At 66.4% G+C, this 20920-nt stretch carries 17 protein-coding genes and 1 pseudogene; 9 read left to right on the top strand and 9 right to left on the bottom strand.

Annotated features, from left to right (window positions below):
• The first annotated feature begins 83 nt into the window (after positions 1-83).
• Entirely contained in the window at positions 84-1094 is a 1011-nt protein-coding gene (locus NKJ26_RS16520; RefSeq protein ID WP_352696212.1) for a zinc-dependent alcohol dehydrogenase family protein, read from the top strand.
• A gap of 182 nt (positions 1095-1276) precedes the next feature.
• Here NKJ26_RS16520 and NKJ26_RS16525 read toward each other — a convergent pair whose 3' ends face one another.
• The 3 genes from NKJ26_RS16525 to NKJ26_RS16535 are packed head-to-tail and all read right to left on the bottom strand — an operon-like array spanning position 1277 to position 5048.
• Positions 1277-3592 carry a xanthine dehydrogenase family protein molybdopterin-binding subunit gene (locus tag NKJ26_RS16525; protein WP_352696213.1) on the bottom strand — a complete coding sequence of 772 codons (2316 nt, stop codon included), beginning with the start codon at positions 3590-3592 and terminating at the stop codon, positions 1277-1279.
• On the bottom strand, positions 3589-4572 hold the full coding sequence (locus NKJ26_RS16530; RefSeq protein ID WP_352696214.1) for an FAD binding domain-containing protein: 984 nt from the start codon (positions 4570-4572) through the stop codon (positions 3589-3591). The genes NKJ26_RS16525 and NKJ26_RS16530 overlap by 4 nt, the downstream gene beginning before the upstream one ends.
• Positions 4569-5048, bottom strand: coding sequence for a (2Fe-2S)-binding protein (locus tag NKJ26_RS16535; protein ID WP_352601522.1), 480 nt, complete (start codon positions 5046-5048; stop codon positions 4569-4571). The genes NKJ26_RS16530 and NKJ26_RS16535 overlap by 4 nt, the downstream gene beginning before the upstream one ends.
• A gap of 226 nt (positions 5049-5274) precedes the next feature.
• Here NKJ26_RS16535 and NKJ26_RS16540 point away from each other — a divergent pair, with 226 nt between their 5' ends.
• Both NKJ26_RS16540 and NKJ26_RS16545 read left to right on the top strand, forming a co-directional pair.
• Complete coding sequence (locus tag NKJ26_RS16540) at positions 5275-5883, top strand: TetR/AcrR family transcriptional regulator (protein ID WP_352601520.1); 609 nt, start codon at positions 5275-5277, stop codon at positions 5881-5883.
• 147 nt (positions 5884-6030) lie between these two features.
• Positions 6031-7029, top strand: a complete 999-nt coding sequence (locus tag NKJ26_RS16545; RefSeq protein ID WP_352696215.1) for a bestrophin family protein — start codon at positions 6031-6033, stop codon at positions 7027-7029.
• Between the two features lie 54 nt (positions 7030-7083).
• Here the strand turns inward: NKJ26_RS16545 and NKJ26_RS16550 are convergent, their stop codons facing one another.
• The 3 genes from NKJ26_RS16550 to NKJ26_RS16560 form a co-directional block, all read right to left on the bottom strand.
• Complete coding sequence (locus NKJ26_RS16550; RefSeq protein ID WP_027024564.1) at positions 7084-7356, bottom strand: hypothetical protein; 273 nt, start codon at positions 7354-7356, stop codon at positions 7084-7086.
• A gap of 180 nt (positions 7357-7536) precedes the next feature.
• The gene (locus NKJ26_RS16555) at positions 7537-7800 is read right to left on the bottom strand and encodes a hypothetical protein (RefSeq protein ID WP_352696216.1); all 264 of its coding nucleotides are present in this window, start codon (positions 7798-7800) and stop codon (positions 7537-7539) included.
• Between the two features lie 120 nt (positions 7801-7920).
• Positions 7921-8673: a DUF899 domain-containing protein gene (locus tag NKJ26_RS16560; protein WP_352601514.1), complete on the bottom strand. Its 753-nt coding sequence runs from the start codon at positions 8671-8673 to the stop codon at positions 7921-7923.
• 386 nt (positions 8674-9059) lie between these two features.
• Here NKJ26_RS16560 and NKJ26_RS16565 point away from each other — a divergent pair.
• From NKJ26_RS16565 to NKJ26_RS16575, 3 genes and pseudogenes are all read left to right on the top strand, one after another.
• Positions 9060-10280 (top strand): annotated as a pseudogene (locus tag NKJ26_RS16565) (helix-turn-helix domain-containing protein).
• A 32-nt stretch (positions 10281-10312) separates the two neighbouring features.
• Positions 10313-10945, top strand: coding sequence for a Vgb family protein (locus NKJ26_RS16570; protein WP_352601510.1), 633 nt, complete (start codon positions 10313-10315; stop codon positions 10943-10945).
• Positions 10946-11056: 111 nt separating this feature from the next.
• Entirely contained in the window at positions 11057-11887 is an 831-nt protein-coding gene (locus NKJ26_RS16575) for an aldo/keto reductase (protein ID WP_352696217.1), read from the top strand.
• Between the two features lie 1049 nt (positions 11888-12936).
• Here the strand turns inward: NKJ26_RS16575 and NKJ26_RS16580 are convergent.
• Both NKJ26_RS16580 and NKJ26_RS16585 read right to left on the bottom strand, forming a co-directional pair.
• Complete coding sequence (locus NKJ26_RS16580; protein WP_352696218.1) at positions 12937-13302, bottom strand: endonuclease domain-containing protein; 366 nt, start codon at positions 13300-13302, stop codon at positions 12937-12939.
• Between the two features lie 139 nt (positions 13303-13441).
• Positions 13442-13747: a hypothetical protein gene (locus NKJ26_RS16585; RefSeq protein WP_027024558.1), complete on the bottom strand. Its 306-nt coding sequence runs from the start codon at positions 13745-13747 to the stop codon at positions 13442-13444.
• A 511-nt stretch (positions 13748-14258) separates the two neighbouring features.
• Here NKJ26_RS16585 and NKJ26_RS16590 point away from each other — a divergent pair.
• The 3 genes from NKJ26_RS16590 (at position 14259) to NKJ26_RS16600 (ending at position 18966) form a co-directional block, all read left to right on the top strand.
• Positions 14259-15764, top strand: a complete 1506-nt coding sequence (locus NKJ26_RS16590) for a helicase HerA domain-containing protein (protein WP_352696219.1) — start codon at positions 14259-14261, stop codon at positions 15762-15764.
• A 305-nt stretch (positions 15765-16069) separates the two neighbouring features.
• On the top strand, positions 16070-17881 hold the full coding sequence (locus NKJ26_RS16595) for an HsdM family class I SAM-dependent methyltransferase (RefSeq protein ID WP_352696220.1): 1812 nt from the start codon (positions 16070-16072) through the stop codon (positions 17879-17881).
• Complete coding sequence (locus NKJ26_RS16600) at positions 17878-18966, top strand: BsuBI/PstI family type II restriction endonuclease (protein ID WP_352696221.1); 1089 nt, start codon at positions 17878-17880, stop codon at positions 18964-18966. The genes NKJ26_RS16595 and NKJ26_RS16600 overlap by 4 nt, the downstream gene beginning before the upstream one ends.
• 299 nt (positions 18967-19265) lie before the next feature.
• Here the strand turns inward: NKJ26_RS16600 and NKJ26_RS16605 are convergent, their stop codons facing one another.
• Positions 19266-20231: a DUF1236 domain-containing protein gene (locus NKJ26_RS16605; protein ID WP_352696222.1), complete on the bottom strand. Its 966-nt coding sequence runs from the start codon at positions 20229-20231 to the stop codon at positions 19266-19268.
• Positions 20232-20920 lie beyond the last annotated feature (689 nt).

Consider the following 20920-nt stretch of genomic DNA (forward strand, 5'->3'; position numbering starts at 1 on the left):
ATGCGAATGGCAAGGATTATCCAGAAATAGCGCAGCAGCTAGTTTCACTCAACCCATCAATCGTCCCAACCCGGAGTGAAACCATGAAAGCCATCGAACTGAGCCAGCCCAGGCTGGACGCCTTCCGCGCCGCCATCGTCGCCACGCCCGAACCGCAGCGCGGCGAGGTGCTGATCCGCCACCGCGCGGCGAGCCTGAACTTCGTCGATGTCGCGGTGGCGAGCGGCAACTATCCCGGGCCGAGCTTCCCGCTCATCCCCGTCGCCGACGGCGCCGGCGAGATCGTCGCGCTCGGCGAGGATGTCACCGGCTTCAGCATCGGCGATCGCGTCGTCGCCCATGCCAAGCCGCGCTGGATCGGCGGCCCGCCACGGCCTTACGAGATGACGCAGATGCGCGGCGTTTCGCTGCCGGGGTCGCTGGCCGAATATGCCGCGCTGCCGGCCAATTCGGTCGTGCCGGTGCCGGCGCATCTCTCCTTCGAGGCGGCCTCGACGCTGCCGATCGCCGGCACCACCGCCTGGAACGCCCTCCGCGCCGCCAATGTCGGGCCGGGCTCGGTCGTCGTGCTGCTTGGCACCGGCGGCGTCTCGATCTTCACGCTTCAGCTTGCCAAGGCGGCCGGCGCTACCGTCATCATCACCTCGTCGTCGGACGAGAAGCTGGAGCGGGCGAAGGCGCTCGGCGCCGATCATCTCATCAATTATCGCACAACGCCCGACTGGGACGGCAAGGTGCTGGAACTGACCGGCGGCCTCGGCGCCGACCTCGTCGTCGAGACCGGCGGCACCGCCACCTTCGCCCGCGCGGTCAACGCCACCGCTCCCGGCGGCACGCTGTTCACCATCGGCTTCGTCACCGGCGCCGAGGCCACGGTCAACCTGCTTCCGATCATCATCAAGGCGCTGAAGGTGGTCGGCAACAACACCGGATCGGTATCCGACCTGCGCGACGCCACCCGCGCCATCGGCGCCGCCCGGATCGAGCCGGTCGTCGACAAGGTATTTTCACAGGACGAGGCGGCCGAAGCCTACGCACACATGGCTGCCGGCGGCCTGCATTTCGGCAAGCTGGTGTTCGGGCTGGAGTGGTGAGTGGAAGATGACGAGCGAAATCTCCCCCCTCGAGGGGGAGATGTCGCCGTAGGCGACAGAGGGGGTCGGTTCGACCGGGCTCGGCCTGCTGCGCGGCAGATGGAGGTTGGCGCCTCACGCGAGAAGACCCCCTCTGGCCTGCCGGCCATCTCCCCCTCGAGGGGGGAGATTACGCACGGCCTCTAGATCAGCTTCTCCAGCGTGATCGGCAAATCCCGCACTCTTTTCCCCGTCGCGTGGAACACCGCGTTGGCGATGGCTGGCGCGACGCCGACGATGGCGAGTTCGCCGACGCCCTTGCCGCCGAGCACCGAGGAGTGCGGGTCGGGGATGCCGACCGAGATCACCTCGATATCGGGAATGTCGGCATTGGTCGGCACGAGATAGTCGGCGAGATTGTTGTTGATGATGCGGCCGTGGCGGCGGTCGACGATGCCTTCTTCCAACAGCGCCTGGCCGATGCCCATGATGATGCCACCCTTCCACTGGCTTTCGGCGAGTTTCGGGTTGTAGAGCCGGCCCGAATCCAGCGCCGAGACCACGCGCGACACCCGCACCGTGCCGAAATCCTCATCGACGCGCACCTCGATGAAATGCGCGCACCAGGAGTGGCGGGAATAGTCGCCCTCGGTGTGCGGCAGCGCCATGGCGATGGTGGTGTAGTTCTTGTAGCGATCCTGCGCCGTCGAATTGGCCGGCATGGTGTCGCCGGTCGCCTCGATCTGGTCGCGGCCGACGCTTTTGAGCAGCTCGGCGATCGGGACAGCCGGGCCGTCGCCGCGCGGCGAGGCGATGCGGCCGTTGGCGACCACCAGCGTGTTGGCCTGCAACGCGTGGAAGGGCGAGCGCGGATCGCTGATGGCGAGCCCCACCAACTGGTCGAGCGCCGAGGCCGCCGCTTTGTAGACCGCACCCGTCATCACGCCGGCCAGCCGCGAGCCGCCGGCGACGCCGGCGCGGGGGAAGCGGGAATCGCCGAGCTTCACCACGACGTTGCCGGCCGGTACGCCGACCGTCTCGGCGGCGGTCTGCGCCAGGATGGTGTAGGTGCCCTGGCCCATGTCGATCGAGGAGCTTTCGACCTCGACCGAGCCGTCGGCGAGGATGCGCACGATTGCCTCGCCATAGGCGCGGCGCACCGGATAGGTGCCGGCGGCGACGCCCCAGCCGACCAGATGGTTGCCGTCGCGCATCGAGCGCGGCTCCGGCGTGCGCCTGGACCAGCCGAAGCGCTCGGCGCCCGCTGCGAAAGCCTCGCGCAACTGCCTGGTCGACCAGGCTTTTTTCGCGTGCGGGTCCTGTTCGGCATAGTTCCGCAGCCGGATCTCCAGCGGATCGATGCCGACCTCGTAGGCGAGCTCGTCGATGGCGCTTTCGATGCCGAAGGCCGAGGGATTTTCGCCCGGCGCGCGCATGGGGCCCGGGATCACCGAATTCACCCGAACCACATTCTGCCGCGAGGAGAAATTCGGCGTGGCGTACATGATCGAGGTGACCGACCCCAACGGCTCGACCCACATGCCGTCGATCGATGTCTCGTTGACGCCACGATGCACGATCGACTGGATTATTCCGTCGCGGTCGGCCCCGATGGTCACCGTCTGGCGGGTCGCGGCGCGGCCGCCATAGCCGGTGAAGGTTTGCGGCCGGGTCATCACCAGCTTCACCGGCCGGCCGAGCATTTTCGCCGCGCTGGTCGCCACCGCGCCGTGGCCAAGCGCCAGCGCCTTGGAGCCGAAGCCGCCGCCAATATAGGGCGAGACCAGCCGTACGTTCTCGAACGGCACGCCGAACCACTCGGCATAGGTGCGGGCCATGCCGTCGAGCCACTGGCTCGGCTCCCACACGGTGAGCTTGTCGCCCTCCCAGCGCGCGATCAGGCCATGCGGCTCCATTGGCGCCTGGTATTCGCGCGGCGTGTTGTAGGCGGCGCAAACCCGGACCGGAGCTGCGGCGAAGGCACCTTGCGCGTCGCCCCATTCCTTGGTCATGGCGTCGATTGGAATGCCGTCGCCGGCGTTGCCGTCGCTGAGGTCTACGACGGCCGGTGCCTCGTCATAGGCGACCTTGACCAGGGCCGCCGCGGCAACCGCCTGTTCGAAGGTTTCCGCCACGACGGCGGCGACATGCTGGCCACTGAAGGTGATGTCACGCGCGAGCGGGCAATAAGGTTTGTCCGGCGGCGGCGCGCCGAACCAGTCCGAAGCGGTTTTGAGGCTGATGATGGTGTCCGGCGTCAGCACCTTGAGCACGCCGGGCGCGGCTTCGGCGGCAGTGCCGTCGATCGAGCGCACCTTGCCCGATGCGATCGTGCTTTCGACCAGCACGGCGTAAGCGAGGCCTTCGAGCTGCTGCTCGAAGGCGTATTTCGCGGCGCCGGTGATCTTGGCCGGACCGTCGACGCGCGACAGGCGGCCGCCGACGGCTTCCGCCAGCGCACCGTCGGAGGCATCGCCATGTCTTGCGTTATGACCATGTCTTGCAGTGTGAACGGTCATGCCGTCTCTCCCAATTTGAGGATGGCGCGCGCGACGACGCGCGGCGCGAGCTCGATCTTGTAATGGTTGGCGCCATGGTCGACGGCGCCTTCGACGGCGAGCAGGCTGGCGGCCCGGACGGTCTCCAGCTCCAGCACCTTGCCTTTCAACGCGGCCTCGACGGCCCGCGCCCGCCACGGCTTGGTCGCGACACCGCCGAGCGCCACGCGCAAGTCGCGGATGGTGCGCCCGTCCGCCTCGAATTGGACGCCGACGGCGGCACTTGCCGCGGCGAATTCATAGGACTGCCGGTCGCGGATCTTCAGGTAGGTCGAATTCCGGGCGGCGGCGGAGCCGGGGATCTCGATGGCGGTGATCATCTCGCCCGGTTCGATCGCGTGTTCCCTGTCCGGCGTGGTGCCGGGCAGCAGGAAAAATTCGTCGACCGGGACCTGGCGCTCGCCGAGATGGACGATCGCGTCGAAGGCGACCAGCGCGGTGGCGAGATCGCCGGGGTACATGGCGATGCAGGCCTCGCTGGTGCCGAGCACCGCGTGTCCCCTCGTGACGCCGCCGATCGCCGAACAGCCGCTGCCGGGCTGCCGCTTGTTGCAGGCGGAAAAATTCGACGGATCGCGAAAATAGGGGCAGCGCGTGCGCTGCATCAGGTTGCCGCCGATGGTCGCCATGTTGCGGATCTGCGCCGAGGCCGCCTGCCACAGCGCTTCCGAGACGGCGGGGAAGCGGCTCTTGATGTCGGCGTGGTCGGCGACATGGCCCATCCTGGCCAGCGCGCCGATGGCGGCGCCGCGCTCATCCACCTCGATCCGGTCCAGCCCCTTGAGATGGGTGATGTCGACCAGCGTCTCGGGTTCGGCGACGCCGCATTTGGCGAGGTCGATCAGCGTGGTGCCGCCGGCGAGCAGCATGGCGCCGGGAAGGGCGGCCGCTCGCCGTGCCGCGTCGGGCGTGGTGGCGCGCAGGTAAGAAAAATCCCTCATGACGCGGCCTCCAATGCTGCTTGGCGAACGGCGGCGACGACATGTGGATAGGCGCCGCAACGGCAGAGGTTGCCGGCCATGTATTCGCGGATTTCTTCGTCGGAGCCGGCATGGCCCTCGCGGATGCAGGCCACCGCCGACATGATCTGGCCGGGCGTGCAATAGCCGCATTGGAAAGCGTCCTGTTCGAGGAAGGCGGCCTGCACGGGATGCAGTTCGCCCTCCCGTGCAAGCCCCTCTATGGTGGTGACGGCGCGGCCCTGGGCTTGCGCGGCCAGCGTCAGGCAGGCCAGCACGCGCTCGCCGTCGACATGGACGGTGCAGGCGCCGCACTGGCCGTGGTCGCAGCCCTTCTTGGTGCCGGTCAGGCCGAGCCGCTCGCGCAAGGCGTCAAGCAGCGTGACACGCGGTTCGAGCTGCAGCGTGTGGCGCTGGCCGTTGATGTCGAGATGGACGGGGATTGTGGTTTTGGTCATGGGCGTCTGGCTCCAGTTGCTTGACGCTGAGGGGATTGAAGTGGTGTCGAGGGGGGGAGATCACGCGTCGGCGGCCTTCGCCAGTCTCCATAGATTCGAAACACGTGACATGCCGGTTTCCCTGATTATATGATAAAGGTGCTCCACTAAAACGGAGGCGCCTCCGTTTATTAGGTGGTGGCTGACCCGGCAGGGTTCAAGCCCCGAATTCAACGTGGAGAAAAAATTGGCCGTGGAGCCGCCCATCGAACAAAAGGCCGCAGAGGCAAAGCCGCTGCGTGCGGATGCGCAGCGCAATCGAGACCGGCTGGCCGAGGTGGCGGGCGCCGTGTTCGCGGAACACGGTATCGACGCCTCGCTGGAGGAGATCGCACGCCGCGCAGGTGTCGGCATCGGCACGCTCTACCGGCATTTCCCGACGCGCGAGCATCTGGTCGAAATGGTCTACCGGCGCGAGGTCGAAGCGCTGTGCGCGGCCGCCGGCGAGCTCGCCCAAAAACATCCGTCCGATGTCGCGCTGGAGGAATGGATGCGCCGCTTCGTCGACTACATCGCCACCAAGCGCGGCCTGGCGACCAGCCTGCGCGTCCTGCTCAACACCAATTCGACGCTGTTTTCCGACACGTCGGGAAGAGTATCGCAGGCGTTGCGGCAGCTGGTCGAGGCGGCCGTGGCCGACGGCACCATCCGCGGCGACGTCGATGCCTCCGACGTGCTGCATGCATTGGGCGGCATCTACTCGGCACCCGACACCAAGGACTGGCGCGATCGTTCGCGCCGGCTGGTGTCGCTGCTCATGGACGGCTTGCGGTTCGGGGCGGCCAAGGCGCGGTGAGGGCGATTTGGTATTGGCTCTCCAGCCTGTGCAAGCGACCTCGCGGTGTCCCGCTTCATGCCATTCGTGGCGAGCGCGCCGTATGCTAGAGGCGTCATTGCGAGACGGCTCTGATTTGCATGCCGTCCACGATTTGAGGGGCATCCGATGTATGTAGGCCGTTCCTACAAGGTGATCGATTTCGCGCTCTGGTCGCGGCGCAGCGTCATCTACATGGTGCTGGTGAGCGGACTGGCCGTGGCGGCCTACCGTCTGCCAGGGGTCACCGGCTTCTCGGTGCCATGGTCGGTGGTGCTCGTGCTCGGCACCACCGTGTCGCTCGTTGCTGGGTTCAAGAATTCGCAGGTTTTGACCCGCGGCAGCGAAGCGCTGCAGGCCTTTACGCAAATCACCGCCAGCAGCCGGTTGTGGTCCAATTTCTGCCGGGACTTCATCGACGCGCCGACGGCCCGGCAACTCATCTACCGCCATATCGCCTGGATGACGGCGTTGCGGTTCGCGCTGCGGCGGCCGATGCCATGGGAATCCATGGGGCGGGCCGCCAATGTCGAATACCGGCGGCGCTATCATGTCCAGGAGGATGCCGGCTCGATGGCAGACGAAATGCGTCGGCTGCTGGCCGAGCAGGCCGAGGGGGTCCTGAAGTCGGCTCAGCCGGCGCTAGCGCTGCTCGAAATGCAGTCGGTCCAGGTCAATGCGTTGTTCAAGGACGCCAAGATCCCTCCGCAGATCTACGTCGAGCTGACGAAGCTGATCCGCGATTTCCATGACCAGCAGGCGCGCTGCGACCGCATCAAGAACAATCCATATCCCCGCCAATACGCCATCGTCAGCTCGATGTTCGTGATGATCTTCTGCACGCTGTTGCCGTTCGGCGTCGTTCCGGTCTTCGCCGACATGGGCAAACTGGGCGGCGCGCTCGGCCCGGTCGCGATCTGGCTGACGATCCCGTTCAGCACGCTTCTGGGCTGGGCCTACATGTCCCTCGACCAGGTCGGCGAGAGCAGCGCCAACCCTTTCGAGGGCAACGCCAACGACGTTCCGATCTCGCAGATCTGCCGCGACATCGAGATCGAACTGCGCGCCGGGCTTGGCGAGGTCGACCTCCCCAAGCCATTGCTGCCGGTGAATGACATCGCGACCTGAAGCGCTGCCGGACCGTGATGTGGATCGACAGAGCAAATCCGGCCGGCGGAGCGGTTAGCCCTTCGCTTCGACCAGGATCACCAGCGATTCCGGCACCACGCCATCGTGCGTCATTGCATCGGTGGCTGCCTTGCTTTGCATGAGCGCCGCCATCTTATCCATGTCCGGCACGTCCATCATCACCGCCACGCGTTTCGGGTTCTGCGGATCGACGAAGGTGCGGATGTTGGTGACCCCCAGCGAGCCGAAAAGCTCCTTGCGCTTGGGTGAACCGAGCCAGTGCTTGCTGTCTTTTGTGATGTCGTGATGGCCAATGATCGTCGGCATGGCATCCTCCCCAAGGTGAAGCCGGCGGTCGATATCGCCCGCCCGATGTTGCGATCCACCTCTGCGGGACAGTCAGCGCCGTTTCCCATCGGCTGTCAATTAGCTATTGCTTATAGAACTGCTCCAGCCTCATTGTCTTCTCCGGTGAGTGGGGATTTATCGACAGGTGGCGAGTTGGATCTATCGGATTTGCCGGCCGGAGATCGCCCTCAGCCAGGGCGCCAGGTGGAAGGCGCTCATCAGGAGGTACATGGCCGGCATGCCGGTAAGGGGCGAGGCGTTGGCGCCCATGCATAGCATGGCGCCGTCGCCACCCTGGACGCAGGAGAGCAGCGCCATCAGCGCGAAGGTCGGCGCGGCGGCGAAGCACAGCCAGCCGGCGACGCCGGGCGTGGTCGTGTTTTCGGGGAGGGCACTGCCGCCGCTTATGTGGATATCGCTCATGATGCTTGTCCGTTGATGGTTGGGCCGGTGCCGCGGCATGTGGGCATACTCCTCACCCCGACCTGCGGTCCGACCTCCCCACGAGGGGGAGGTACGGGGGATCGCGCTGTCGCCAGATCCTTACTGGTCGTCCTTGTCGCGGAAGGCGGCCTCGCCGGCGGCGGACACTTCGGCCCACTTCTTGTCGGCGCCGGCCTCGTAATTGTCGTGCCAGTTCCACCACTGGTAGGTCGGGGTCTGGGGATAGCCTTCGGGCGAATCCTCCCAGACCTCCTGGCGGCCGAGCGGCGTGGCGTCGAGATAGCTCCAGACGGTGCCCATCTGCTCGTCGCCGCGGGTGTTGATGAAGTAGGTGCGGAAGACGCGCTCGCCGTCATGGATGAACACGTTGTGGCCATGCCATTCGTCGACGCCGAAATCCTTGTCGAAGCTGTCGGTGATCGTGTACCAGGGCATCTTCCACTCCATCCGCTTCTTCAGCCGCGCAATGTCGGCCTGCGGCGCGCGCGAGGCGTAGGCCAACGTGGTGTCGCGAGCGTTGAGATGGGCGAGGTGGCCGACCTGGTCGGCACCGAGCGAACAGCCGCGGCAGGCGTGGTCGGGCCAGCCATAGACGCCCGGCTCGAAGAAGGCGCGGTAGACGATCAGCTGACGGCGGCCTTCGAACAGGTCGAGCAGGCTGGCCTTGCCGTTGGGACCCTCGAACACATAGGCCTTGTCCACTTCCATCCACGGCATGCGCCGGCGCTCGGCCGCAAGCGCGTCCTTGGCGCGCAGCGTCGCCTTTTCCTTCACCAATAGCTGCTCGCGCGCGGCCTCCCAGGCCTGCGGGGAAACGATCGGCGGGGTTTTCATCGTGACGTGCTTGTTCATTGATCTTCTCCTTTGCCAGTCATTGAGCCGTTATGTGTCGTTGCTTGCTGTTCGAGGGGTAGAGTAGGGCGGTGAGGCGGAGAGGTGGGAGTTACAAGTGTGACGGGATTTGCGTCGGCCGGCCCGGCGCAGCAGGGATGGCGGGGCCGTGATGTGTGCTCGAGGTCATTGGAGGCAGGCATTTCAATTATCCCTTATGAGATGCTTAATAATAATACCTGAGATGCTCAGGCTAGCGAACGCCGACATTGGCGTCAACGGCGGTCACGCCGCCTTGGCCAGATGGCCAGGTCAGTATCGGCCGGTATGGCTTGCCGGACGGCGGTGTTGACTTAAGTTAGGGCGGCGCGGCGCAGGGCGGGAGTTACAAGTGTGACGGGATTTGAATGGACTCGCTGATCACGGCGGCAGGGCTGGCGCTGGCGGCGGGCGATCCGCTCGGCGCGCTCGACCGCGTCGCGTTGCGCGAGGACGCGCCGGCGCTGGCGTTGCGCGGCATCGCAATGGCGCAGCTCGGCGATTTCGACCGCGCCAAGGCGCTGCTGCGGCGGGCCGCGCGCGGCTTCGGCCCGAAAGAAGCGGTGGCGCGCGCCAGATGTATCGTCGCCGAAGCCGAGATAGCGCTGGTCTAGCGCGATGGGGGCTGGCCGACGAAGGCGCTCGACGCGGCGCGCGCGGCGCTGGAAAAACATGGCGACCGGCTGAACGCGGCGCATGCCGGGCACCTCAAGGTGCGGCGCCTGCTGCTGCTCGGCCGCCTCGACGAGGCCGAGCACGAGCTGGCGGGTCTCGATCCGGCGCTGCTGCCGCCGGCCTCGCGCGCCGCGCACGAACTCGCCGTCGCCGGGATCGCGATGCGGCGGCTCAGGACGAAGGCTGCGCGCGCGGCGCTGGAGCGGGCGCGGCAGGCGGCGCGTTACGCCGGCATTGCCGGACTGTTGGCGGAGGTCGACAGCGCTTTCCTGGCGCTTGAGGCACCCGCCGCGCGGCTGATCGCGCAAGGGGAGACGCGTCCGCTGCTGCTCGAAGAGGTCGAGGCGCTGCAGGCGTCGCCGGCGCTGGTCGTCGATGCCTTCCGTCATGGCGTTCGCGCCGGGGAAACCATGGTCTCGCTCGCGACGCGGCCGGTGCTGTTCGCGCTGGCGCGTTCGCTGGCCGAAGCGTGGCCGGGGGACGTATCGAGGGAGGAACTCGTGGCGCGTGCCTTTGGCGGCAAGCATGCCGATGAATCGCACCGCGCGCGGTTGCGCGTCGAGATCGGCCGGCTGCGCGGCGAGCTGCGCGGGCTGGCGGAAATCAGCGCGACCAAGCGTGGTTTCATGCTTTCGCCGCATCAGGGGCGCGCGACGGTGGTGCTGGCGCGGCCGATCGAGGAGCGGCATGCGGCGGTGCTGGCCCTGCTCGCCGACGGCGAAGCCTGGTCGAGCTCGGCGCTGGCGTTGGCGCTCGACAGCAGCCAGCGCAGCGTGCAGCGCGCGCTGGAGCCGCTGGCCGAGGCCGGCAAGGTGCAGTCGTTCGGCCACGGCCGGGCCCGCCGCTGGATGACGCCGCCGGTGGCGGGTTTCACGACCACCTTGTTACTCCCGGCGCCGCTGCCGAATGGCTAGGAAGGACCAAGACCATGATCGAGGATCAGGACATGAAACATTCAGCGGCCGAAATCCTGCGCGAATACGGGCCCTTTCCGGGGGTGGACAGGGTGCACGGGGTGAGCTTCGACGGCAACGATGTCTGGTTCGCCTCGGGCGACAGGCTGAACGCCTTCGACCCCGAAAGCGGGCAGGCGCTGCGCTCGATCGATGTCGCGGCGCACGCCGGCACCGCCTATGACGGCCGGCATTTCTTCCAACTCGCCCAGGACCGCATCCACAAGGTCGACCCCGACACCGGCCAGGTACTGGCCAGCATTCCGGCACCCGGCGGCGGCCGCGACTCCGGACTGACCTGGGCCGAGGGAACACTCTGGGTGGGGCAGTACCGCGAGCGCAAGATCCACCAGATCGACCCCGAGACAGGGGCAATCCTGCGCACGATCGAATCCAACCGCTTCGTCACGGGAGTGACATGGGTCGACGGCGAGCTGTGGCACGCCACCTGGGAAGGCGACCAGAGCGACCTGCGCCGCGTCGACCCGCAATCAGGCAAGGTTCTGGAGAAGCTCGACATGCCGGCCGGCATGGGCGTGTCGGGGCTGGAATCCGACGGCGGCGACCGCCTCTTCTGCGGCAGCGTATCGGACGGCGTGGTGCGGGCGGTGCGCCGGCCGAGGTAACGCCGCGGTCACCTCAAATTTGTCCATCCGCCGGCTGGCCGTTGCCTGCCGCCGGGCCTAGATAGCTGTCCGGCGGGCGGCTCGCCCTGGACATTTTGCAAAGGACCAACCATGCCCGAACAGATCACTTTGAACGACGGCGCCGCCATTCCCCAGCTCGGTCTTGGCGTCTGGCAGGTCGACCAGGACATCACCGCGCAGGTGGTGGGCTGGGGGATCGAGGCCGGCTACCGCCTGATCGACACCGCGCAGGGCTACCAGAACGAGGAGGGCGTGGGCGAGGCGATCCGCGGTGCCGGCGTGCCTCGAAGCGAGCTGTTCATCACCTCGAAACTGCGCAACGGCGCGCATCAGTCCGACGCGGCCCGACGCGCCTTCGACGAGACGATGAAAAAGCTCGGCATCGACGAGATCGACCTGTTCCTGATCCACTGGCCGGTGCCCAGCCAGGACAAATATGTCGAGGCCTGGAAGACGCTGATCGAGCTGAAGCAGGCCGGCCGGATCAAGTCGATCGGGGTTTCGAATTTCAACCGGGACCATCTGGAGCGGATCATCGGCGAGACCGGCGTCGTCCCGGCGGTCAACCAGATCGAGCTGCATCCGCGCTTCCAGCAGCGCGGGATCAGGGAGTTCCACGCCCGCCACGACATCCACACCGAAAGCTGGAGCCCGCTGGGCAGCGGCCGGCTGCTCGCCGACCCGATCATCGCCGGCATCGCCCGCAAACACGGCAAATCGCCAGCGCAGACGATCATCCGCTGGCATCTCCAGCAGGGCCTGATCGTCATCCCGAAGTCGATCCACCAGGACCGCATCGCTGCAAATTTCGACGTCTCCGATTTCGAACTGGACGCGCAGGACCTGGAAACCATCCGCGGCATGGATTCGGCCAGCGGACGGGGCGGACCGGATCCGGCGACCGCCGCGTTCCTGTTCTGAGGCGCGGGTCCTGGTTAGCAAGCCGCCGCCGCCCCAACAGCCGATCTCCCCCCTCGTGGGGGAGATGCCCGGCAGGGCAGAGGGGGGCGCTGTCCCGCCGGCGTTCAGTCTGCCAAACCCGCCGCGATGACGATATATTGTCGATGTCGTGAACGTCGGCCCCTGCGAGAATCGGCACTGAGGCTGTTGCCTCTACGGCGCCCCCCTCTGTCCTGCCCGTCCTCCGCAGCAGCTGCGCTGCAGCTGCGGAGGGTGGACCGGACATCTCCCCCACGAGGGGGGAGATTGGCCGCTTGGCCGCTTTCGCCAATTGCCAACGTTGCAGGAGTGAGCGGAACGCTGAAGCGCTCAATCTCCCCCCTCGTGGGGGAGATGCCCGGCAGGGCAGAGGGGGGCGCTGTCCCGCCGGCGTATCAGTCTGCCAAACCCGCCGCGATAGAAATACGTTGGCAGACATTGTCGATGTCATGAACGTCGGCCCCTGCGAGAATCGGCACTGAGGCTGTTGCCTCTACGGCGCCCCCCTCTGTCCTGCCCGTCCTCCGCAGCAGCTGCGCTGCAGCTGCGGAGGGTGGACCGGACATCTCCCCCACGAGGGGGGAGATTGGCCGCTTGGCCGCTTTCGCCAATTGCCAACGTTGCAGGTGTGAGCGGAGCGCTGAAGCGCTCAATCTCCCCCCTCGTGGGGGAGATGCCCGGCAGGGCAGAGGGGGCGTTGTCCCGCCGGCGTATCAGTCTGCCAAACCCGCCGCGATGGAAATACGTTGGCAGACATTGTCGATGTCATGAACGTCGGCCCCTGAGAGAATCGGCACTGAGGCTGGCGCTCTACGGCGCCCCCCTCTGTCCTGCCCGTCCTCCGCAGCAGCTGCGCTGCAGCTGCGGAGGGTGGACCGGACATCTCCCCCACGAGGGGGGAGATCGGTTGTTTGGCCGCTTTCGCCAATTGCCAACGTTGCAGGAGTAAGCGGAGCGCTGAAGCGCTCAATCTCCCTCCTCGTGGGGGAGATGCCCGGCAGGGCAGAGGGGGGCGCTGTCCAGCCGGCATATCAGTCTGCCAACCCCGCCGCGATGACGATGTGTTGGCAAACATTGTCGATGTCGTGAATCACATCGTCGTTCCAGAACCGCAGCACGATCCAGCCATCCTGTTCCAGACGTTTCGTCCTGATCGCGTCGGCCATTGCAGGGTCTGCGTCGCCGTGCTGCGACCCGTCGACTTCCACGACAAGCTTCTTCTGCGGGCAGGCGAAATCGATGATGTAGCCTGCGATTGGGAATTGCCGGCGGAAGCCAAGGCCCATGAGCCTGTGAGCGCGAAGCTCGTTCCAGAGCTTCAGTTCGGCATCGGTCATGACCTTGCGCATCGATCTGGCGTTTGCGCGGTTCTGCGGGGGCAATGGTGTGTGAGGCATGGCTGTTTTCGATGCTGGCGGGCTTCGATTTGATAGAGGCTGGCGCTCTACGGCGCCCCCCTCTGTCCTGCCGGACATCTCCCCCACGAGGGGGGAGATTGGCCGCTTTGGCCGCTTTTGCTAATCTTCGTCCTCGCCTCTAAATCCCAGAGCCATCCAGCTGCTGGGCGTCGTCGCCTTCCCAGGGGGCGGGCATGGCGGCGCGGCTGAGGTTGGCCGAGGGGAGCGGCATCCAGCATTTCAGCTCCGGTTCGGCGTATTCGATGACGCGGCCGGGCGAGGAGTCCGACGCTCGCCAGCCTTCGCTGGCGAACTGGTCGCCGCGCGCCCAGTAGGCGAGGTCGACTTCGGCCGGCCCCTGTTCGGATGGGCGGACCGTGACCAGGATCCGGCTGCCGTCCCTCGGCGCCGTCGACATGTGGCGCCAGCGTTCGGGCTCGTCCATTGCATTTCTCCTCAGATGCCGATGCACTCCAGGCTGCGAGTGTCGCCTCGCGTCCGGGAGCGGTCAACCCGGACTTTCCGCAACAACGAGCGGCCGGCCGTTCCCTGCCGCGAACCGCGGCCGCCGTCGGTGAATTGGCTGTGCGAAATGTTGCCCGGGAATACGGCGCGTTGTCGGCTTCCGCCGGCCACATTCGTCCTCGGCAGGGCAGTGGACGCCCGGAAACTGACGACCGACGCATACATCAGGGGAACTTGAAAACGTCGGTCGCCATCGGGGGCGTTGGGGCGCATCGTGTTGGGGACGCGATGCAAGGTCAGGCTAGGCGGATACCGGCCGTCTTCAAGCGGAACGCCGGCCCATGGTGAACGAAAGGTTACTATCCACAGGCATGCCTGGCTCCGGACCGGCGTTCGGCCAGCTGTGCGCAACGGGGCGCTGCCGGCCATCGGCGCTCGACGGGCCGCAGTCCGGTTGATAAGCCCGTCTGCGAAGGAGCGCCTGAGTCGAAATGACCGTTGCGATCGAGATGGGAAACACGACGGCGGGCGCCCCGGCGACGCTGGATCTCGAGGAATTGCTGGCGACCCGCCTGTTGGTGCAAGGCAATTCGGGCTCCGGCAAGTCGCATCTCCTGCGCCGGCTCCTGGAACAGAGCGCGCCCTGGGTGCAGCAGACCATCATCGACCCGGAAGGCGACTTCGTGTCGCTGGGCGAGCGTTACGGCCATCTGGTCATCGACGCCGAGGAGCACACCGAGCGCGGCCTGCAAGCGGCCGGCGAGCGGGCGCGCATCCACCGCGTCTCCACCGTGCTCAATCTCGAAGGGCTCGACGCCGAGAACCAGATGCGGCGCGCCGCCGCCTTCCTCGGCGGGCTGTTCGAGGTCGCCCGCGACCATTGGTATCCCCTGCTGGTGGTGGTGGACGAGGCGCAGCTGTTCGCGCCGGCGGTGGCCGGCGAGGTTTCGGACGAAGCGCGCAAGCTCTCGCTCGGCGCCATGACCAATTTGATGTGCCGGGGCCGTAAGCGCGGGCTGGCCGGCATCATCGCCACCCAGCGGCTGGCGAAACTCGCCAAGAACGTCGCGGCGGAAGCCTCCAACTTCCTCATGGGCCGCACCTTCCTCGACATCGACATGGCGCGCGCCGCCGATCTCCTGGGCATGGAGCGACGCCAGGCGGAGGCTTTCCGCGACCTGGAGCGCGGGCAGTTCATGGCGCTCGGCCCGGCGCTGTCGCGCCGGCCGCTGGGGCTGCGCATCGGCCCGACCGATACCAGCCCGCGCAACGGCACGCCGCGGCTGATGCCGCTGCCGGAAGCAGCGCTTGAAGATGCGCGCGCGATCATCCTGGCGGCGCCACCGCCCGAGACGACGCGGCCGCAGCGCCGGGCGGCGGCGTCGCCCGATTTGCTCGACCAGCTGATGGCGGCGAAGTCGGCGGCGCTGGAAGTGCGCCCCGGACCGGCGGAGCCGACGATCAGCGCCGAGGACCTGGCGGAGCGGCGCGAGCGCGTCGACCGCGTGCTGCGCGCCGTGCTGGCCGAACCCGATGCGGGGTTTCGCGTCATCGGCGTGCTCTACCAGGAATTCGTGGTGCGCTGCCGCATCGAGGGCCTCGCATCCGTCGTGCCGGACCTGGCCGAGTTCCGCCGCATGCTGACGCGTGCCCGCGCCGGCCTCGGCTCCGAGACGACGCAGGACGACGCTTGGCGGGACGTCTCGGTGCGGGCCTCGCTGCTGCCCGAGGACATGCAGGGCGTGTTCATGATGATCGCCCGCGCGGCGAAGGAGGGCTGGCCGTGCCCGAGCGACGCGGCGATCGCGCGCGCCTATGGCTCGCACTCGCTGCGCCGCGCCCGGCGCCTGCTGACCTATATCGAGGAGCAGGGCCTCATCGTCTGCCAGCTCGACGGCACGGGAAAGCGCACGGTGACGCTGGTCGAACTCGCCTGGGCCACCGCGCCCGGCGACCCCAACGCCGAGGAGGCGGAGCAGGGGAGCCTGGCACTGTGAGGCCGTGAAGCGACGGGCTGAGCAAGCCAAACAGGCCGGAACTCCGGCCCCGCATACCGAGGCAATGTCGGTCAGGCCGCCGATTTTGTAGAAATATACGAGGGACGCGATTTTTTACTGGAACAAAACGAGAACATGTGCTAGTCTATCGCATTGCTTGATATGGCGCATTCGAGCGGCTCATCGTTTCCTGGCATCGTGGAGCCGCTCTAACTCTTTGTTTTCACGAAATTCCGGACGGGAAAAACCGTTTCACGCTTGTCCTGGAATTGCTCTTTTTCCGGCAATTGCTCTAGGGTCGACAGATGGCAGAAGTTTCACAGATTCGCCTGTCCGGTTCGCCCGATGCGGCGCCGTCCGCGCTGGGGGCGCGCGCGTTGAAGGCCGCGCGTGACATGCTGTCGAAGGCGCGCCTGCTGGCACGCGCCTGGAGCGAGACGATCGACGACGATGATCGCGAGATCCACGCGGTTTCGCTGACCCGCCGCGCGATGCTGGCCCTGTCCAGGGCCGTCGGCATTTCCCCGGCATTGTGTCCCTCGCTCGCCTTCGAGACGGATGAACTGGACGAGCCCGCTTCGGCGCTGGCGAACAGCATCGGGGAAACCGCCGCCCGGCTGCCGATGCTCGAGGCCCTCCATCTCGTGACCAGCCTCTATCCGGTGCTGCTGCCGGCCAGGGCGCGCGGCGAACGCGGGGCGTTCTACACGCCGCCGGCGCTTGCCAATCGCCTTCTCGACCAGGCCGAGGAAGAGGGGCTGGACTGGCGCACGGCGCGGGTTCTCGATCCCGCCGCCGGCGGCGGAATCTTCCTGTTCCATGCCGCGCGCCGCATGATCGCGGCGCTCGGCGATTGCGAGCCGGCCTTCGCGCTGAGCCATGTCGGCACCAGGCTTGCCGGTTTCGAGCTCGACCCTCACGCGGCCGGGCTCGCGCAAGGCGCCCTCGAAATCGCTCTCGCCGATGTCGCGGCCAAGGCAGGCCGCGCTGCGCCGACCATCGTGACGGCCCGCGATACGCTCGAGGCCGAGCCGGAACCCGCCTTCGATCTCGTCGTCGGCAATCCGCCCTATGGACGCGTCTCGCTGTCGCCGGAGCTCCGGGCGCGCTATGCGCGTAGTCTCTATGGGCATGCCAATCTCTACGGCGTTTTCACCGACGCCGCGCTGCGCTGGACCAAGCCCGGCGGCCTGATCGCCTTCCTGACGCCGACCAGCTTTCTCGGCGGCCAATACTACTGTGCCCTGCGCGGTCTTCTCGCCGGCGAAGCGCCGCCGGTGGCGATCGATTTCGTGCATGCGCGGCGCGGCGTTTTCGAGGATGTTCTGCAAGAGACGCTGCTCGCCGTCTACAAACGCGGCGCCGAGGCGCGGCGGGCGCAGATCCACTATCTGACCGTCACCTCGGAAATCGAGGCCAAGGTCACCCGCAACGGCACGATCGCCCTGCCTGCCGACCGTGCCGCGCCCTGGCTTGCTCCGCGCACACCCGCGCACAGCCGGCTTATCGCGCGGGCCGAGGTCATGACGCATCGGCTTGCCGATTGGGGCTACGAAGTGTCGACCGGCCCGCTCGTCTGGAACCGCTTCAAGGGCCAGTTGCGCGACCGCGCCGGCGGCAAGGGCGTGCACCCGCTGATCTGGGCGGAATCCATCACCGCCGACGGCCAGTTCACCTATCGCGCGCGCAAGAAGAACCACGCCCCCTGTTTCAAGCTGGAGGCCGGCGACGGCTGGCTGCTGGTCGAGCAGCCCTGCGTCCTCGTCCAGCGCACGACCGCCAAGGAACAGGCCCGCCGCCTGATCGCCGCGGAACTTCCGCAGACGTTCATCGAGGCGCATGGCGGCGTCGTCGTCGAAAATCACCTCAACATGGTCCGCGCGACAGGCGCGACGAAAGTGCCGGCGGCGGTCGTCGCGGCGCTGCTGAACAGCCGTGTCGCCGACGATCTTTTTCGCTGCATCAGCGGCAGCGTCGCCGTCTCGGCCTTCGAACTCGAAGCGCTGCCGTTGCCGCCGCCGCGAAGCACTAAGGCGCTGGCCAGGCTCGTCGCGGCCGGTGCCGCGCGGGAGCGGATCGAGGCGGAATGCAACCGCCTCTACGGCGAGACCGGATGACGGCGCGTCCGCCCTATGCGAGCCGCGATCTCATTGCCGGGCGGCTGCCGCTGATCTTTCCCGAAGGCACGCCGAACCGCCTCTATTGCACAAGGGAACTTGCCGCCAGCACGGTGTTCGCCGCCATCTATATCGGCGCCGTCGAGGGGTCCGGACGATATCTCGGCCCGGTCCATGTCTATCGCATGACGCGCGAGCAGGCGGCGCTGGCTGACGATGCCGACCGCGATGCCTATGCCGCGAGCGTCCTGCGCAAGAACGGCATCGTTACGGGAACACGCTGGTACGCCGACAACACGCGCGAGCCGATCCGCGACGAGACGCTGCGCGACGGGCTGGTGGCGATCGGCGCCATCGCGCGGCGCGAGGATCTGCCGACGACGTCGGGCCAGCCGCGCTATGCGCTGAAAGCGGATTTCGCCGCTTTGTTCGATCCGGCGCTGGAAGGCGAGGCGCTGGAGGCGGCAATCGCCAATTTTCAGGAAACGCATCTCAGCAAGGGCGCGCTGGCCCGCGTCACCATCATGCGCGCCGGCGCGGCCGCCAACGCCGCCGGCATCCGCGTCACCTTTCCGAACGGCGAAACCAGGCTGCTGGCGCCAGGGCCGAGTTCGGTCATCGCGCAAGCTGTCATCGAGGTGTTCGCCAAACGGTTCCTCATCGCTCCCGCCATGCTGTGGCTGAGCGAGAGCGGCAACAAGGTGGTCGTGCGCGACGACGCCATCGCCAGCGCGATCGGCCTCAGGATCGAGGCCGACAAGAACCTGCCTGACATCATCCTCGCCGATCTCGGCCACAAGGAGCCATTGATCGTGTTCGTCGAAGTGGTGGCGACCGACGGCGCCATCACCGACCGCCGCCGCGACGCCATCCATGCCATCACCGACGCGGCCGGCTTTGCCCGAAAACAGATCGCTTTCCTCACCGCCTACCAGGACCGCCAATCCGCCGGCTTCAAGAAAACCGTCGCGCAACTCGCCTGGGGTTCGTTCGCCTGGTTCGTATCCGAACCCAACCAACTCCTCGCCCTGCACGACGGCACATCAGGGGCGCGCTCACTCGGAAGCTTGGGCTGGAGCGCGTAAGGCTAGTCTGGCGCTGGAGGTAGGCCGCATCTGCGGCGGCGAGGGCTGCTTTGTGCCACGAGTGGTGTCACCGAGCAGATATTCTGATGTCGCTTTTGGGGCCGCAACCTGATCGTCCGCGATTGGGAGCCACATGGGCTAAAGCAGCTGTTCCGGCCTTTCTGTCGGTTCTGTGATTCAATTTTATGACATCTTGCATGTCCGTTGCAACGCGAGCGGACTTTCGATGCCAGAGCAGAAAGATGCCGCCGAGCCTTGCGGCAGGGCGGCGTCTTTTGCTTTTCGCGATGTTGTCCCGATCAGGCCTCCAGGATAGCCACGATCTCGTAGGTGTCCGGATCGACGATGACGATGCGTCCGTCGGCCAGCACGAAATACTCGTAACGTTCATAAGCCGGGACGATCTTGACGATACGGGGTGGCAGCCGATGCAGGCGGATCTTATGCCGGGGCACCTCGACGCCGACCGAGATGTCGAAGCCGACATCGCGAACAGGCTGGACGTGGGTCTCGTGGATGATCTGCGTGATCTGCGTCTTCTGCTCGACCGTCACGTTGTTGATCGAGGCCGTCTTGTTCTGGTCGGTCTGGACGTTGGCGTTGCCCTGGGCGTTCTGCTCGGTGGCTGTACCGGTCTTACCTTGGGCATTCTGCTGGGTCGGCATCTTGGTCGTGCCCTGGGCGTTCTGCTCATTGGTGGTGCCGGTCTTGCCCTGAGCGTTCTGCTGGGTCTGCATCTTGGTCGTACCCTGGGCGTTCTGCTCAGTGGTGGTGCCGGTCTTGCCCTGGGCGTTCTGCTGGGTCTGCATCTTAGTCGTACCCTGGGCGTTCTGCTCAGTGCTGGTGCCGGTCTTGCCCTGGGCATTCTGCTCGGTGGTCTTCATCTTGGTCTTGCCTTGGGCCTGCTCATTCGTCTTCGAACCCTTCGGGCAGTTGGCCATGCCGGTCTGGCACTTGGCCGTACCCTGAGCCTGCTCCTCGGTTTTGGTGCCAGCCTGACCCTGGGCCTGCTCATCGGTCTTCACCTTGGCCTGACCCTGGGCCTGCTCCTCGGTGTTGGCGCCAGCCTTGCCCTGGGCATTCTGCTGGGTCTGCGACTTCATCTTGCCTTGGGCCTGCTCGCCCGCCTTGCCGCCCTTCTGGCAATCGGCCTGGCCGGCGGCGCAATTGTCGCCTCCGCTCGGCTGCGCGGATTCGGTCTGCGCCATCGCGGCGCCGCAACCGACACCGAGCGCGATCATGCTCGTGATCAGAAGATGTTTCATCTGATTTCTCCTCGGACCTAGGTCCCTTCATTCCATAAACTGCAGGCGAAAGGCATGGTTCCGAATTCGCCCGCAAAACCCGGTGATGTGAAAACGCAGACAGCAATTTTGTCAGGAACAAGGCCCGGCCGTGCTCCATGAAGCCCGCGCCTGGCCAACAAGGTCCGAGTGGCAAGAGGTGATGGCAAAGCGCCTGCCCTATCTGGTCGGCGATCTGCCGCGCGAAGTCCATCGGATCACATGCGGCGTGGACGTGCAGAAGCGCTCTCTTCTATGTTGTCCGTGGCTTCGGCGTGCGGGATTCGTCCAATCCTATACGCCGCATTCGTGATCGCGCTGCTACGCTACTGCCAAGAGAATAACCGGTCGCATCTAGGTACCGTGATCATCGATTCCCCTCTGACGAGTTATAAGACGCCTGTCCCTGCGGCCGCTCAAAAAGCGGCTGGCGCGGCTGTTTGGCTGGAGATGATCATCTTATGTGTTTTGGGGAGACTGAGCGTGGTTCGGCCATGTCTGCTTCAAAAGGTGGGAAGATCGATCTCTATGGCCGACATTGGGAAGGGTTTCGGGTGCCGTCGGGCGTACGAAAGCCTCTCATGCAGGAACCCGCGGGCCACAGTCGATGTCTATGGGGATTTCGATTTGCAGCTGATGTCGGCGATGGCGCGACCGCCGTCGGGAAGCTC

Origin of the sequence: Mesorhizobium sp. M0152, from assembly GCF_040322415.1 — a bacterium.
Lineage (GTDB): Bacteria > Pseudomonadota > Alphaproteobacteria > Rhizobiales > Rhizobiaceae > Mesorhizobium.